This is a genomic window from Ruegeria sp. EL01, assembly GCF_900313035.1.
GTDB lineage: Bacteria > Pseudomonadota > Alphaproteobacteria > Rhodobacterales > Rhodobacteraceae > Ruegeria.
This window is the reverse complement of record NZ_OMPS01000003.1, coordinates 81,104-95,189: the sequence shown is the minus strand read 5'-3', so window position 1 is coordinate 95,189 and position 14,086 is coordinate 81,104. Positions and strand designations below refer to the sequence as shown.

Annotated in this window: 12 protein-coding genes and 1 tRNA gene; 3 read left to right on the top strand and 10 right to left on the bottom strand. The window is 56.0% G+C overall.

Going from position 1 to position 14,086, the window contains the following annotated elements:
* Window positions 1–5: 5 nt before the first annotated feature.
* Together D9K61_RS02045 and D9K61_RS02040 are read left to right on the top strand one after the other, a co-directional pair.
* On the top strand, window positions 6–842 hold the full coding sequence (locus D9K61_RS02045) for a 5-deoxy-glucuronate isomerase (protein ID WP_120631602.1): 837 nt from the start codon (window positions 6–8) through the stop codon (window positions 840–842).
* Complete coding sequence (locus D9K61_RS02040) at window positions 839–1,678, top strand: class II fructose-bisphosphate aldolase (RefSeq protein WP_120631601.1); 840 nt, start codon at window positions 839–841, stop codon at window positions 1,676–1,678. Before D9K61_RS02045 ends, D9K61_RS02040 begins: the two co-directional genes overlap by 4 nt.
* A gap of 18 nt (window positions 1,679–1,696) precedes the next feature.
* Here the strand turns inward: D9K61_RS02040 and D9K61_RS02035 are convergent, their stop codons facing one another.
* The 10 genes from D9K61_RS02035 to D9K61_RS26785 form a co-directional block, all read right to left on the bottom strand.
* On the bottom strand, window positions 1,697–2,455 hold the full coding sequence (locus tag D9K61_RS02035) for an SDR family NAD(P)-dependent oxidoreductase (protein WP_305794193.1): 759 nt from the start codon (window positions 2,453–2,455) through the stop codon (window positions 1,697–1,699).
* Window positions 2,452–3,258 (bottom strand): 5-deoxy-glucuronate isomerase, encoded by an 807-nt coding sequence (gene iolB, locus D9K61_RS02030; RefSeq protein WP_120631599.1) that lies wholly within the window; start codon window positions 3,256–3,258, stop codon window positions 2,452–2,454. Before iolB ends, D9K61_RS02035 begins: the two co-directional genes overlap by 4 nt.
* Before the next feature lie 48 nt (window positions 3,259–3,306).
* Window positions 3,307–4,488 carry a phytanoyl-CoA dioxygenase family protein gene (locus D9K61_RS02025; RefSeq protein WP_120631598.1) on the bottom strand — a complete coding sequence of 394 codons (1,182 nt, stop codon included), beginning with the start codon at window positions 4,486–4,488 and terminating at the stop codon, window positions 3,307–3,309.
* A gap of 48 nt (window positions 4,489–4,536) precedes the next feature.
* Window positions 4,537–5,436 carry a myo-inosose-2 dehydratase gene (iolE, locus tag D9K61_RS02020; protein ID WP_120631597.1) on the bottom strand — a complete coding sequence of 300 codons (900 nt, stop codon included), beginning with the start codon at window positions 5,434–5,436 and terminating at the stop codon, window positions 4,537–4,539.
* On the bottom strand, window positions 5,433–7,265 hold the full coding sequence (iolD, locus tag D9K61_RS02015; protein ID WP_120631596.1) for a 3D-(3,5/4)-trihydroxycyclohexane-1,2-dione acylhydrolase (decyclizing): 1,833 nt from the start codon (window positions 7,263–7,265) through the stop codon (window positions 5,433–5,435). The genes iolE and iolD overlap by 4 nt, the downstream gene beginning before the upstream one ends.
* Before the next feature lie 160 nt (window positions 7,266–7,425).
* Complete coding sequence (locus D9K61_RS02010; RefSeq protein ID WP_120631595.1) at window positions 7,426–8,247, bottom strand: ATP-binding cassette domain-containing protein; 822 nt, start codon at window positions 8,245–8,247, stop codon at window positions 7,426–7,428.
* 1 nt (window position 8,248) lies between these two features.
* Window positions 8,249–9,355: an ABC transporter permease gene (locus D9K61_RS02005; protein ID WP_120631594.1), complete on the bottom strand. Its 1,107-nt coding sequence runs from the start codon at window positions 9,353–9,355 to the stop codon at window positions 8,249–8,251.
* Between the two features lie 67 nt (window positions 9,356–9,422).
* On the bottom strand, window positions 9,423–10,343 hold the full coding sequence (locus tag D9K61_RS02000) for a sugar ABC transporter substrate-binding protein (RefSeq protein WP_120631593.1): 921 nt from the start codon (window positions 10,341–10,343) through the stop codon (window positions 9,423–9,425).
* Between the two features lie 122 nt (window positions 10,344–10,465).
* Window positions 10,466–11,479: an inositol 2-dehydrogenase gene (gene iolG / locus D9K61_RS01995; RefSeq protein WP_120631592.1), complete on the bottom strand. Its 1,014-nt coding sequence runs from the start codon at window positions 11,477–11,479 to the stop codon at window positions 10,466–10,468.
* A 429-nt stretch (window positions 11,480–11,908) separates the two neighbouring features.
* Window positions 11,909–11,982: transfer RNA gene (locus D9K61_RS26785), tRNA-Arg, on the bottom strand.
* 1,259 nt (window positions 11,983–13,241) lie between these two features.
* Here D9K61_RS26785 and D9K61_RS01990 point away from each other — a divergent pair.
* A complete protein-coding gene (locus D9K61_RS01990) occupies window positions 13,242–14,066 on the top strand; it encodes a site-specific integrase (protein WP_162946708.1) in 825 nt (274 codons plus the stop codon).
* Window positions 14,067–14,086 lie beyond the last annotated feature (20 nt).

The following is a 14,086-nucleotide window of genomic DNA, read 5'->3' as shown; positions in this document are numbered from 1 at the left end:
ATCCCATGCATATCGCGCCCTACGACAATCAGAACAAAGCCATCGTAGATGCTGACGATCCCACGGTGCCGCTGAACTATTTCAACATCGTCAAACTAAAAAAGGACGAGGTGTTCGAATATCAGGTCCCCGGCTACGAAACCTGCATCGCACCTGCAACCGGCAGCGTCGATGTCGACGTGGAAGGCGTACAGTTCCCCCGCCTGGGCAATCGCGGCGAGGATGTTTGGGACGGTGAGCCCGAAGGAGTTTACGTACCAGTCGGGGCCAAGGTTCGGTTGGTTTGTGTCTCAGACCACACCGAAGTTTTCATCGCTGGCGCCAGATATGACAAAGTGCTCGATCCGTTTGACGTGCGCGAACATGATCTGGTTCAATATGGCAGCGACGACACCAAAACCCATCGCAAAATCAAACACATCCTAGGTCAGAAACAGCACGATAAGGTCGGGCGCCTTTTGGTCAGCGAGTTGTTCACCGTCGGTCAGGGTGGATGGTCTGGCTTTCCCAGCCACAAGCATGACACCAATCGTTTGCCGGATGAGACCCGCCATGACGAAACATACAATTTCCGGTTCAAACCCAACTGGGGCACCGGTCTGCAGATGCTGCAGCGTGAAGATAACGAACCGGGGGATGCCTATCACATCGTCGATGGGTCTACGATCTGCATCGACAAGGGCTATCACCCTTGCTGCGTGCTTCCAGGATACGAGATGTATTACTTCACGATCCTCGGTGGTCTGAGCCAGCGGTCCCTGGTGCAGTACTTCCAGCCCACACATGCCTATCAGATCGAAACGATCCCGGGCATCAAAGACATGATTGCTAAGTTCAAATGACCCTTGCCACACTCAAAGACGTTCTGACGCCCGCTTACACTCTAGGCTATGCGGTTGGTGGCCTCGTGACCCTCGGATGGGAGGATATGCGCGCCTATGTGGCCGCCGCCGAGGCCGAAAATGCGCCAGTGATATTGCAGGCAGGCCCCAGCTGCCGGGAACACACGCCACTGCCAGTGCTTGGCAAAATGTTCCGGCATCTGGCCGACAGTGCTACAGTCCCGGTGGTTGCCCATTTGGATCACGGCTACACATTCGAGGATTGCCAAATCGCCCTCGACAGCGGCTTCACATCCCTGATGTTCGACGGGTCGCGTAAAGCTCTGCAGCAAAATATCGACGAAACCGCCGCAATCGCCGAGATGGCCCATGCGGCGGGCATTTCATGTGAGGGCGAAATCGGGTTTGTTGGCTATTCCGGTGGAGAAGGATCCAATGGCACCGACCCCGCCGAGGCCGCACAGTTTGCGAAGGAAAGCGGCGTTGATGCGATGGCTATTTCGGTTGGAAACGTCCATCTTCAGGAAAACAAAGAGGGCGGGTTGGACGAAGACCGTATCCGCCAGATCGACGCCATGACAGATGTGCCATTGGTCATCCATGGCGGCTCGGGAGTGCCGGTCGAACAACGCACCCGGCTGGCCCGCGAAACGTCCATCTGCAAATTCAACATCGGGACCGAACTGCGCATGGCCTTTGGCAACGCCCTGCGCGACGCCGTTACCCGCGACCCGAGCCGGTTCGATCGCGTCACCATCCTGAAAGAAACCCATGACCCGGTTGAGGCCGCCGCACGTGCTGTCATCCGCGCATTTGGTGCACCACCACAGGGATAAAAGGCGCGTGGCCGGGTCTTAGATGGACCCGCCTTCGACCATGAAATTGCCCGCGCTGCACATAGCGGCATCATCCGAGGCCAGAAACAGCACCATCCGCGCGACGTAAATCGGGTCAATCGGGTCCGGCAGGCACTGCCGATCCACCTGTTTGGCCAAGGATTCCGGAGTGACCCAAAGGTCTTTCTGACGGTCGGTCATGATCCAGCCCGGCACAACGGTATTCACACGGATACGGTGATCGCCCAGCTCACGTGCCATGGTGCGGGTCAGGCCGTGGACGGCCGATTTGGCCGTAGCATAGGCCGGGAATCCTGCGCCCGCCTCCCACCACGAATTTGAACCGAGATTGACGATCGACCCGCCGCCGTTTTCAATCATCCCCGGCGCCACGGATTGGATAGCAAAGAACATATGGCGGATATTGGTCGCCATGCGCTCGTCCCAATAGTCCGGGCTGACCTCGCGCCAATCATGACGATCATCATGGGCGGCGTTGTTCACCAGCACCTGAGCGCACCCCAACTCCTCGGTTATCTGGGTGATTGCATTTCGCAACGCGTCGATGTCCCGCAAATCACACGGGGCAAAGACATGCTCACCGTCAAGATCAGCCAGCAGCGCATGCCCCGCATCCGCGTCGATGTCCAGAAACCCGACCTTTGCACCCTGCGCGGCAAAGCCCTGCACGGTGTCCGCTCCGATACCGCCGGCACCACCGGTGACAATGACAGTCTTGCCGCGAAGGCTTGGGTATGTCGCAAAGTCTTTGGTCAATTGTCTCGCTCCATGATCCATTCGACCTCGGGGGCCGGAACAAAACGCCATTTCCGCAGGGGCCCGGCCATGACGTTCAGATAGTACATCTCAAACCCATAGGGTGCTCCGCAAGGGTGATGTCCGCGTGGTACTGTCACAACATCGCCATCAGCTACGGCCATCGTCTCATCCAGCTGCCCATCGTCAGTATAGACCCGCTGAATGCCAAAGCCATTGGCCGGATTCAGGCGGTGATAATACGTCTCTTCCAGATAGGTAATGCGGGGAAAGTCATCTTCGTCGTGACGGTGGCTTGGGTAAGACGACCAGTGTCCGTTGGGCGTAAAGACTTCGGTCACCAACAGACTGTCGGCGTAGTCTTCGTTCTCCATCGCGATGTTGTTGATATACCTTGTGTTCACACCCTTGCCGCGCTCCGTCAGGGTGATGCCATCGGGTCCGATCCGACGCGCCTCGTGACCTCCTATTCCGGGAGCCGAACACACGGCGATAACGCAATCGGTTTCGGCCACCGCCTCCCAGCTCGTCCCATTCGGTAGGTACAAACAATGCGGAGGCGTCTTTTCAAAGACGTTCATCCGGTCACCCAGCAAACCCCAATCCTGTCCTGCACCAATTATCTGCGCCTTGCCCTCGACCATGACCAAAATGACTTCGTTGTCTCGGGTTACCTCAGTAGCGCGGTCCCCAGCTTTCAAGTGGAACAACCCAAACCCAACATACTGCCATCCAGCGCTGGCAGGGGTGATGTCATGCACCTTACCACGCGTTCCAAAGGGTTTCTTGAGCAGATCTGGCATTGGGGGTCTCCTTGATGGGCGGGCGCAATGGCCCGCCCGTTTCTTGCTTTAGGCTGCCTGCCGTGATCGCAGGGTCGAGAATGCCTCGGCCAGTTGCTCCTTGGTCCACCCCTCTGACACCGCGCAGCGCAGGATGTCGGCCTGACTTTCCGGTGCGTTACCACCTATCGGCGGATCTGTGTCCAGATTGGTGGGAAAGGAGTAACCCTCTGCAGTTGCCGCAATGGCTGCGCCCAGCTCTGTCGCACTCAAATCATCGTGCTGTTTCAAGGCAACAAGCGATGGGAAGATGGCCTCGGACATAGCGCAGCGATCCACCGCCTCCATCGCGCGACCAAAAGCCGACGAGATTTGCAGCAGGTTCGCCATTCTGTGGATATCCGAACTGCTGTTTTCGCCAGCAGCATGAAACAGCGCCGGGTTGAAGAAAACCGCATCACCCTTTGCCAATGACAATTGGATATAGCTGTCTTCGAAATGGGCCCGATGCCCGGCATCATGAAACGCCAGATACCCCGGTGGATAGAGCTGTGAAAACGGCAACAGTTTGGTCGGCCCGCTTTCCACCGGCATGTCACAATGGGCAATGGCCCCCTGCAACGTCAGCGAAGCCGTCACCAAATGCGCATGGGCCGGATATCGGGCGGCGCTGTCGGCGCTTTGGAACCCCAGATGGTAGTCCCGATGCGCCTGCTGCGCCTTGCCACCCGGACGCACCTGATTGATCTGCGCCGTGACCTGATAGTTCGGACCCAGCCAAGCCTCACACGCTGCCGCAATTGCGGTGTTGCCGAAATAGAGCGCGAAGCCTTCAGGGTCGCGCAGGCATTGCTTCTGCAGCGCATTCCAAATCCGGTCATTGGCCCCGGAGGCGGCGAAATGATCGCCCTCGCCTGCCCCACTTTTGCGTTCGTCTTCGATGATCTGGCGGAACACGTCCGTGGCCCGGTCGATCACGGATGTATCCGCATATGCCCCTTTCAGAACAATCACGCCCGAGGATTTGTCCAACACCCTGCCCCATTCCGCCAGCAACGCACGGCGCTGTTCAGCGTGCTCCAGCGCAGGGCGCAGTGCATGCATGTCGTAGATCGGCACGTTCTTTTCAATCGACGCAGCATGCGGCACGGTACCGGCCGTGAGATTCTGTGAGGTCAACACCTTGAATTCATCCAGATCACAGGATTCCCGGTCAAAATATCCGACATATCCAAGGTCTTGATTTACCATGATTATACTCCTTCTTCATGGCCAAGGTGATACCCTAAAAGGGCGGTGTTACGCTTTGATCTCCAATCCTGCCTGTCCGCAGACATCGACAATGTGGTCGTAGCCCAGTTTTGAGTATTCATAAGGTGGCGCTTTGGCCGGGTCTTGCTCGGCCTCGACCACGATCCAACCGTCATAGCCCATCGCCTTGAGTGCATTGGCGACGGCCTGAAAATCGATGCAGCCATCGCCAGGTACCGTGAAGGCACCCGCGATCACGGCGTCCAGAAAGCTACGGTTGTTTTCGCGCGTGTCCTGCACCACCGCCGGGCGGATATCCTTGAAATGCACGTGCTGAACACGATCGCCCCAACGGTTCAGCGTCGCCATGACATCACCACCGCCAAACAACAGATGGCCCGCGTCAAAGCACAGGTTCACATCGGGGCCAGACCCCTCCATCAGCCAGTTCACGTCATCTTCGCTTTCGATGATCGTGCCCATGTGATGATGATAGGCCATCGGCATACCCTGATCACCCATCCATTTGGCCAGTTCGGTGATCCTTGCGGCGTAGGCCAGCACCTCGTCTTTGGACAGTTTTGGACGATCGTTGACCGGCGTTCCGGCCTGCGTCTGAATAGTGTTCGAACACTCTGCGTAAACGATGCAGGGGCTGTTCAGCGCAACAAACTGTTCTACCTGCTCGCGCACGGCATCGCGCTCGGTCGTGAAATCATTGACCAGCGACGCGCCTGAACACCAACCACCGCAGAGGGCGATATCATTGCCCTCAAGGTAGGCGCGCAGACCTGCGGTATCGCCGGGCATCCGCTGGCCGCGCTCCACGCCTGTATACCCAATCTCGCGCGCCTCTTTTAGTGCCTGCTCCATGGTATAGGCCGCCGTCAGATCCGGCAGATCGTCATTTTGCCAGGCGATCGGCGAGATCCCGATTTTCACGCTCATTTCGTGTTTCTTTCCTTGATGGCGACTTCATATGCCGCTCGTTTTTCGTTCACTGCGGGGCGGGTGCTGACCTCGGGCACCGCCACTTCCCACCATGTACCGCCATATTCAGTCGACGGGTACGGGTCGGTGTCGATGACCACCACATACGGGCCTTTGACCTCGGAACGTTTGGTCAATGCCTCCTCCAACTCCGCAATCGAGGTGACTTTGACCGAGGTCGCGCCCATCGCCGCCGCATGGGCGGTAAAGTCGATGGCCGACGGCGTGTCATGCACGGTGTGGTCCAACAGGTTGTTAAACTCGGCCCCGCCAGTTCCCATCTGCAGGCGGTTGATGCAGCCGAAGCCACGGTTGTCGGTGATGACCACTGTGAATGACACACCCATCATCGCTGCCGACGCCATTTCCGAGTTCGCCATCATATATGTGCCGTCGCCGGTAAAGCAGATCACGTCACGCTCGGGCTGGGCCATCTTGATGCCCATGGCACCGGCGATCTCATACCCCATGCAGCTGAACCCATACTCCATGTGATAGGCCCCCGGACGCGGTGCTTTCCACAACTTGTGCAACTCGCCGGGCATGGTACCCGCAGCACACATCACAACTGTATCGTCATTTGATGCCCGCTGAACCGCGCCCACCACCTGCATATCGGTCGGCAAAGCGTTGCCCTCGCCCGGCGCATCGGTCAGCGCATCAACCTTGCCGAACCAATCTGATTTGAGCGTATCGGCCACCGGGTCGGCGCGATAACCCTGCAGCCCTTGCCCCAGTTCGTTCAGACCAACCTGCGCGTCGGACTGCAGCGGCATCGCGCCGTGCTTTTCGGCATCATAGGCGGCAGTGTTCAGACAGATCATCTCGCGTTGGGGGTTCGAGAACAGCCCCCACGAACCTGTCGTAAAATCCTGCAACCGCGTGCCAACGCCCAATACCAGATCAGCCTCGGCGCAGACTGCATTGGACGGCTCACCACCTGTCACGCCTACGGGACCAAGGTTTAACGGATGATCCCAGGCCAGGGCGGATTTGCCCGCCTGTGTTTCGGCCACAGGGATGTTGTGCGTCTCGGCAAAGCTTTGCAGCGCATCGGTGGCACCCGAATAATGCACCCCACCCCCGGCGACGATGATCGGTCGCTTGGCTGCCTTGATGGCGGCGACTGCGCGGGCCAATTCCGCCTCATCCGGACGAATACGGCGCTGATACCAAACGCGCGATTCAAAGAAACTTTCGGGATAGTCATAAGCTTCCGCCTGAACGTCCTGACAGAAGGCCAGCGTAGCGGGCCCGCAATCGGCCGGGTCCGTCATCGTCCGGAAGGCACGTGGCAGGGCAGTCAGCAGATGCTCCGGGCGGGAAATTCGGTCGAAATACCGACTGACAGGCTTGAAACAGTCATTGGCGCTGACGGTCCCGTCGCCAAAGCTTTCGATTTGCTGCAAGACCGGATCTGGGCCACGGGTCGCGAAGACATCCCCGGGCAACAGCAAAACCGGCAAGCGGTTCACATGTGCCAGCGCAGCCGCCGTGACCATGTTGGTTGCCCCCGGACCAATTGATGACGTGACCGCCATCGCGCGCGTCCGACGCATCTGCTTGGCGTAGGCAATCGCACAATGCGCCATGGTCTGTTCATTGTGCCCACGATAGGTGGGCAAACTGTCTTTCACGCCATGCAGCGCCTCGCCCAGCCCCGCCACGTTGCCATGGCCGAAAATGGCCCAAACACCTGCGATAAAAGGCTCTCCGGCCTCGTTCGTCTGCGCGCCTAAATAGCGCACCAGAGCCTGCGCTGCGGTCAGTCGGATTGTCTTGGTCATGATAATCCCTTTCAACAGGAGCCCGAAATGGGCCGTCCGTCGTGTCTCATGTTTTCAAAGGTTTCAAATCTGGTGACATGCAGTTTTGCGTATAGCAGTTCTGCGCCACTGTTTTAGAATGCTCCGCCTCATCCGGCAGAGCATCCTGAGTTTAATCGGTTCAGACGGTGCCGCCCAACGACCCTTCCAGCTGTGCCATTTCCTGCCCACCGGCCATCAGGTCCTGCAGCTCTTCCGGGGTAATCTCACCGCGTTTTGCCGTGCCGAGGGTTTTGCCCCGGTTCAGAACGGTAAAGCGGTCACCAACAGCCAGCGCATGGCGGACGTTGTGGCTGATGAAAACCACGCCGATGCCGTGGGTGCGCACCTTGTCGATGGTCGCCAGAACATTAGATGTCTGCCGTACACCAAGGGCCGAAGTCGGCTCATCCAGGATCAAGATCTTGGCGCCAAAATGCACAGCGCGGGCAATGGCAACCGTTTGACGCTCGCCGCCTGACAAGGTTCCTACCGCCTGATCTGGTCCACGAAGGTTAATGCCCATCTTGCGCATCTCTTCCATGCAGACATCATTCGCGTGATCGACATCGAACCGCTTCAGCAGCCCTTTGCCCTTGGTGGGTTCACGTCCCATGAAGAAATTCCGCGTCACGCTCATCAGCGGGATCATCGCCAGATCCTGAAACACGGTTGCAATACCGGCTTCCATCGCATCCCGAGGGGTATCGAAATGCAGCGGCTGACCCTCAAAATAGATCTCACCCTTGGTGGGTTTATGCACCCCGGACATGGTCTTGATAAAGGTCGACTTGCCCGCACCGTTGTCGCCCAGCAGGCAGTGGCATTCACCAGGCTTGACGTTAAAGCTGACGCCCGCCAATGCAATGATATTGCCAAAGTGCTTTTCGATATCTTTCATTTGCACAATGGGGGCCACGTCGCCAACCGCATCGCCGTGATGAAATTTGGTATCTTCAGTCATATCAACGCTCCCCCGTTACGCGTTTGCGGATCGCGTTGTTGAACAGAACAGCGATCAGCAGCATGGCACCCAGGAACACCTGGAACCAGTCCTGATCGAAATCTGTATAGGTCAGACCAATCACCACCATCCCGAAGATGATCGAGCCGAAGAACGCGCCAATCGCCGAGCCATATCCACCTGTCAGCAGACAACCACCGATCACAGCCGCGATGATCGCTTCGAATTCCTTCTGGAACCCGCGCCGCGCATCGGTTGAGCCCGCATCCATCACAGTGATGATTGCGACCAATGCGGCACAGCAGGCGGTCAGCATGAACAGCGATACCTTGACCCGATCGACGGGCACGCCCGAATTCGATGCCGCAACCTTGTCGCCGCCGGATGCAAAAATCCAGTTCCCGGCAGGGGTCCGCAGCAACACATAAGTCGCTGCTAGCGTAATCACGATGAACCACAGGATTTCAACCGGAATACCGGGAACTTTGGGGGCGCCGTTTTTGAACGTATCGATTATCCCAGTCTCGGCCATCCACGCGAACAAACTTCCGAATGCCTCACCGGAAAACACCGGAGCAAGCCAGTCGCTTTCAACCTGATCGCGCACACCGCGCAGCTGTGTGGACCCGCCCGTTGCCATTTTCAGGCCGACCAGAGACAGGCCCCGGAGAATGAAAAGAAACGCCAGTGTCACGATAAACGAGGGCAGACCGGATCGGATCACGATATTGCCGTTGATCGCGCCTACGATGGCCGCGAACACGAACGTCATTGGAATTGAGAGAATCAGAGGCAACTGCCAAGTCACCACGCAGACCCCAAAGAACAGGCCCGAGAAGGCAACCATCGAGCCGATAGACAGGTCAAACTCTCCTCCGATCATCAACAGCGCCGCACCGATTGCCAGAATACCCAGCTGTGCCGCAGGCGTCATAAAGTTCATGACCCCGGCAAGTGTGAACATCGCCTCGTCTGCGGTGATCGCAAAGAAGATGAAAACCAGAATGGCGCCTGCAATTGCGCCAAGTTCGGGGCGCTTCATGAGCTTGGTTAGGAAAGGTTCCTTCTTGACCCTTTCGTCGCCGGCGACCTGAGCTGACTCACTCATTGTTTCCTCCCAATTCAGTTGGAACGGCGCGAGTGCGCCGTCCCTTGTGTTTTGCTGCCCTTCCGGATCAGCGGATACCTTGCGACGACAGCTCGATCACCTGCGCCGCCTTGTCGGCTGTGATCAGGTTCGGACCCGAAGGTACATTACCGCCCGGCATCAGGCCGTACTTGGCGTGCAGGCCCATGAAGTTCACCGCTAGGTAACCCTGCAAGTACTGCTGCTGGTCGATGGCAAACGCCGCATCGCCATCTGCGATGGACTGAAGGAAGTTGGCTGACAGGTCGAATGACGCGACATTGATATCGCGGCCCGATCCTTTGACGGCAGCAACCGAAGGTTCACCGGCCGAGCTTGCACCCAGTGCCATGACGGTGTCGACGCTTTCATCAGATGCAATCGCCGCCGCCACTTTCGATTCGATCTCTGACGGATCGTTCGAAGTCGGCAGCACGGTCACGTTACCGCCAAAGCCTTCTGCGAAGCCCTCACAACGCAGGTCAAGCGCAACGTTGCCTACTTCGTGGTTCACACAGATCGCATTTGATCCGCCCATCGACGCCAGTTCTTCACCGGCAGCTTTACCTGCGTCGAACTCATCCTGACCGACGTGCAGCAAAGCGCCAAGCCCTTTAGATACACCCGATCCCGAGTTGATCGAGATGACAGGGATACCCGCAGCCACGGCGCGCTCGATTGACGGGCCAAGCGCATCCGCATCCGGGATCGAGACGATCAGACCGTCAGGCTCCTGATTCACGGCAGCGTCGATCAGCTGCGACATGGCAACCATGTCAAAAGTTTCGGGTGCGCGGTATTCGACGTTCACTCCAACGTCCTTACCGGCTTGTTCAACGCCGTTTTTGACGACGTTCCAGAACGCATCATTAGCCTGGCCATGTGATACGACCACGATTTCCTGTGCGAACGCTGGTGTCGCCAAGGCCAAGGCCCCTGCGGCCAATGCGCCCTTTACGAACTTATTCATTTGAGTTCCTCCCATTAGAACAGTCTGTTTTGTGTCGGGGTATCAGCCCCAATCATTCGGCAGCGCCGAATCTGTGTGGCTGCGACCAAAGGCCGAGCTGTGTTCAGTTTGAAGAAATCCGATCATTTTGCAACCGGTTTCAAAATTTCATCCATTCGCACCGATCCGCCAGACCAGGCTGAGCGCGTCGCTGCCTCGGCCATCGCCAGCGCTGCAACGCCATCTTCCAGCGTCACGGGCACGTCCGAGCCGGACAGGGTTGCCTCGACAAAAGCGGCCCATTCGGCCTGATAAGCGGGCATATAGCGTTCGAGGAAAAAGTAGGTCGGCTTCGCCCCGACAACGCCATCGGCCGTCGATTTGACCACAGTGTTTTCCAGCACGTTCTGCGCCTGCAGCAACCCTTTGGACCCCAACATCTCGATCCGCTGATCGTAGCCATATGCAGCCCGACGCGAATTTTTGATGACCGCGATCCGGCCATCTGCATAAGTCATTGTGACAACTGCAGTATCAACATCTCCGGCATCACCGATTTCCGGATCGACAATCGAAGATCCAACCGCAGTGATGACCGTTGGCACATCGCCCATCAGGTAATTCGCCATATCAAAATCATGGATCATCATGTCCCGAAACAAGCCGCCTGACACCTTGATATAGCTTACCGGTGGCGGTGCCGGATCAAAGGAGGTGATCGACAGCATCTCGATTTTGCCGATTTCTCCTGCATTCGCAGCAGCCTTCATTGCCGAAAAGCTGGGGTCAAATCGGCGGTTAAATCCGATCATGACCGGCTGCCCCTGACCCGCCACGTTGGCCTGACACGCCATGGCCCGCTGCAGGTCCAGATCAACAGGCTTTTCGCACAAGACCGCCTTCCCCGCCCGAGTCGCGGCTTCAATCAAATCAGAATGCGTATCCGTCGGCGTCGCGATCAGAATCGCATCAATATCGGGGTCCGCGATGATCTCATCCGAACTGCGCGCTACGGAATCATGCGCATCGGCAAGGTTAGCGGCTGCTTCGGGTAACGCGTCAGAGATCGCGCAAAGCCTGCTTTGCGGATGAGCCGAAATCGCCTGCGCATGAACGCGTCCGATGCGACCAGCACCAAGCAGTCCGACCTTGAGCATGCAATTCTCCCGAATCCCTGTTTGCCCTAACAATGAGTATCTTTGCAACCGGTTGCAAGAAATATTTCATAGAACACTCACGTTAACGTCAAAAACAACTTCAAACCCGCTGTTCGGGTCCTTTGATGCTCCGCAACCCATCGCCCCCCACGCGGGCAGGTGAAGCGGTTGCGGCCCCTAACAGCGCCCCATGAAACGGTGGCTTGAGGCACATAATTTCAGCAACTACGGGAAACCCCCAATTTATTGAATCGTTAACGTGGGCTAAATTGGGCTTACTGGAACACACTACCACTCAACGACCCCCTCATGAGGGGCTGGCCTGACCCCCTCACCCAGCCCCTCAGATCCCCCAAAACACAACAAGCCAAGCGCGCTTAAGCAATATGCCCGCGCTTGCTGCATGTACGTTGGGTCTTAATTTTGAAATGGCGATCCCTGAAGGACTCGAACCCTCAACCTGCTGATTAGAAGTCAGCTGCTCAAATTACCCCCTAAACGAAGTCACCACTTCCCACCATTACTCTGATTTTTCCTATTCCGAGCCAGAATTTTCCCGATTATTATTTTTAATCCACCCCCTCTACCAAATCACCAATTTCAGAACTTCTTTTCGAAATCATAGAACTGATGAAGCAACATTCGATTGTAGGCCTGCTGAGCGGAGCCCCGCGTAGCTCAAGCGAAGCAGGCCGGATGCGACCTGCGTGCAAAGTGAGCCTCCTCGCATTTTGCCCAGTGCGCCCAAATCTAGTTTCTTCTCTGAATACTTAGGTACGCACTTGAAAATTCGTCTTCGTAAACGACTCAAAAGGAACAGCATCGCAAGGCAATGGGGAAACCGACGGAGTCTCTTCAAACGAATCACCAACTTCATCGACCCAATTTCTTACTTGGCGGGTAGTCGCAGACACAAGGATAGTCCTTCTATCTATTCTTGGAAAACCGCAAATCGACAATATTTCCCCAAATCTATTCTTTATTATTCTTTAAAAACAATTGGTTGACAGAAATTCACGCCTATGCTCGGCTAATAGGAGAAATCCTATCGAGCTGAAAGTCAAACTGGCAGGGTAAGTGAATTGAAAAACATTGATCAGATCTCAGGCAGACACCACGCGGTGCTGATCCACAAACCAGAGAACAAATCTCACCCAATCACGCCCGTTCTTTGGCTTTTTGATGAGACAAACCCAAGAGTGTTCCGACCGCTATTAGATTACTTTGCAGACAACCAGAACAAGAGCCTCGGATGGAAGCGCCGATCTGCAAGAGCAATCGGTCTCTTCTTCGACTTTTGCTCTGTCTATGAGTTCAACGGTAGTAGTAGCGTCCGAAACGTCCACTCAGCTGCGTGCAAGCATTCATTCGGGCGGTCCAGAGAGGGACAATCCAACACGACGGTGTCGACAAGACAGGATTATTTTGGGCGCCGATGTCACCCAAGGTCGTTTGTGAACTAGCTCGGCACTTGGATCATTTTGTCGACGCAATCCTAGACAATTTACGCGACCCAGGGGATGCCCACCCCCTCAATCAATTAGCACGGTCATTTTCTTCCAAGCCTCGGAATGACGGCGAGTTGGTGCGATTTTTAGTTGGTGCTAGAAGGCGGCACGAAAAGTGCTTTTTGAGACACCTAAAAAACGATGACAAGGAGGCAGAGAAACTACGCAGATCATCACGGGAGTCATTGGGGATCGATAAACTTGCTTCTGGGCAAAGAACTGTAAAACGAATGGACTCCCAGCTAATCGCCAGAATGCTGGAAGTTGGATTTGTAAAGAACGAGTCTGCCGAAAACCTCTTCGACCGCGAAGACGTTACGGCAAAAATGATCTTTCTACTACTAATGGGTGCAGGCCTAAGGTTGTCCGAACCATTGCAACTCTGGTTCAACGACGTGGTTTATCTTACCTTTGGTGAAGAAGAGCGCTGCGTTCCTATGCTGCGCCATCCTGATCAAGCAGAAACCTTCCTTGTTGGTGAGACAGGAACTAGGCGCCAGTTCCTCGATAGGTTGGGATTACCACCGCGAAAAGAAGCTGCTGAGAAATCACTGCGAGCATATTGGAAAAATTTGGACTTGGATCCAAGCACGAACCAGACTGAAGCATTCTTTTTCCATACCTCGCTCGAAGAACTGTTTTCTTCCTATTACAACGCCTACTTGGACTATCGGCGCAGACTTGTTGCTATACGGTTTGCTAGAGGTGAATGTCAGCACCCATTTCTGTTTGTCGCCAAAGGAGAAGATCACTCTTCGGGACAGTCGTGTATTGGAAATCCCTATTCATACTCAGCTTTCGAACGAGCTTGGGAGCGTGCCCTAAGACGTATTGAAGCAAGATTTGGGGAACCCATTCCACGAGGGAAAAAATTTGGCACGACTCCCCACGCACTACGACATGCATATGCTCAAACGCTTGAGAACGCCGGTATTGTTCCACAGGCGATCAAGAAGGCAATGCACCACCGTCATATCGAAAGCCAGCGAGTTTACACCGAGCCCGAATGGGAAATGGTGAATGCAGCTCTAAGCAAAGCCAAAACTGAGTTTCAAGCACTTAGCCCAAGCCCAAATTGAAACGGCCACTAGTCAATTGC

Bases quoted from the DNA above. Each gene is read 5' to 3' on its own strand.
- D9K61_RS02025 (WP_120631598.1), bottom strand. From the start codon at position 4,488: ATGGTAAATCAAGACCTTGGATATGTCGGATATTTTGACCGGGAATCC.
- iolB (WP_120631599.1), bottom strand. From the start codon at position 3,258: ATGCCAGATCTGCTCAAGAAACCCTTTGGAACGCGTGGTAAGGTGCAT.
- D9K61_RS02010 (WP_120631595.1), bottom strand. From the start codon at position 8,247: ATGACTGAAGATACCAAATTTCATCACGGCGATGCGGTTGGCGACGTG.
- iolG (WP_120631592.1), bottom strand. From the start codon at position 11,479: ATGCTCAAGGTCGGACTGCTTGGTGCTGGTCGCATCGGACGCGTTCAT.
- D9K61_RS02005 (WP_120631594.1), bottom strand. From the start codon at position 9,355: ATGAGTGAGTCAGCTCAGGTCGCCGGCGACGAAAGGGTCAAGAAGGAA.
- iolD (WP_120631596.1), bottom strand. From the start codon at position 7,265: ATGACCAAGACAATCCGACTGACCGCAGCGCAGGCTCTGGTGCGCTAT.
- D9K61_RS02040 (WP_120631601.1), top strand. From the start codon at position 839: ATGACCCTTGCCACACTCAAAGACGTTCTGACGCCCGCTTACACTCTA.
- D9K61_RS01990 (WP_162946708.1), top strand. From the start codon at position 13,242: ATGCTGGAAGTTGGATTTGTAAAGAACGAGTCTGCCGAAAACCTCTTC.
- D9K61_RS02000 (WP_120631593.1), bottom strand. From the start codon at position 10,343: ATGAATAAGTTCGTAAAGGGCGCATTGGCCGCAGGGGCCTTGGCCTTG.
- D9K61_RS02045 (WP_120631602.1), top strand. From the start codon at position 6: ATGCATATCGCGCCCTACGACAATCAGAACAAAGCCATCGTAGATGCT.
- iolE (WP_120631597.1), bottom strand. From the start codon at position 5,436: ATGAGCGTGAAAATCGGGATCTCGCCGATCGCCTGGCAAAATGACGAT.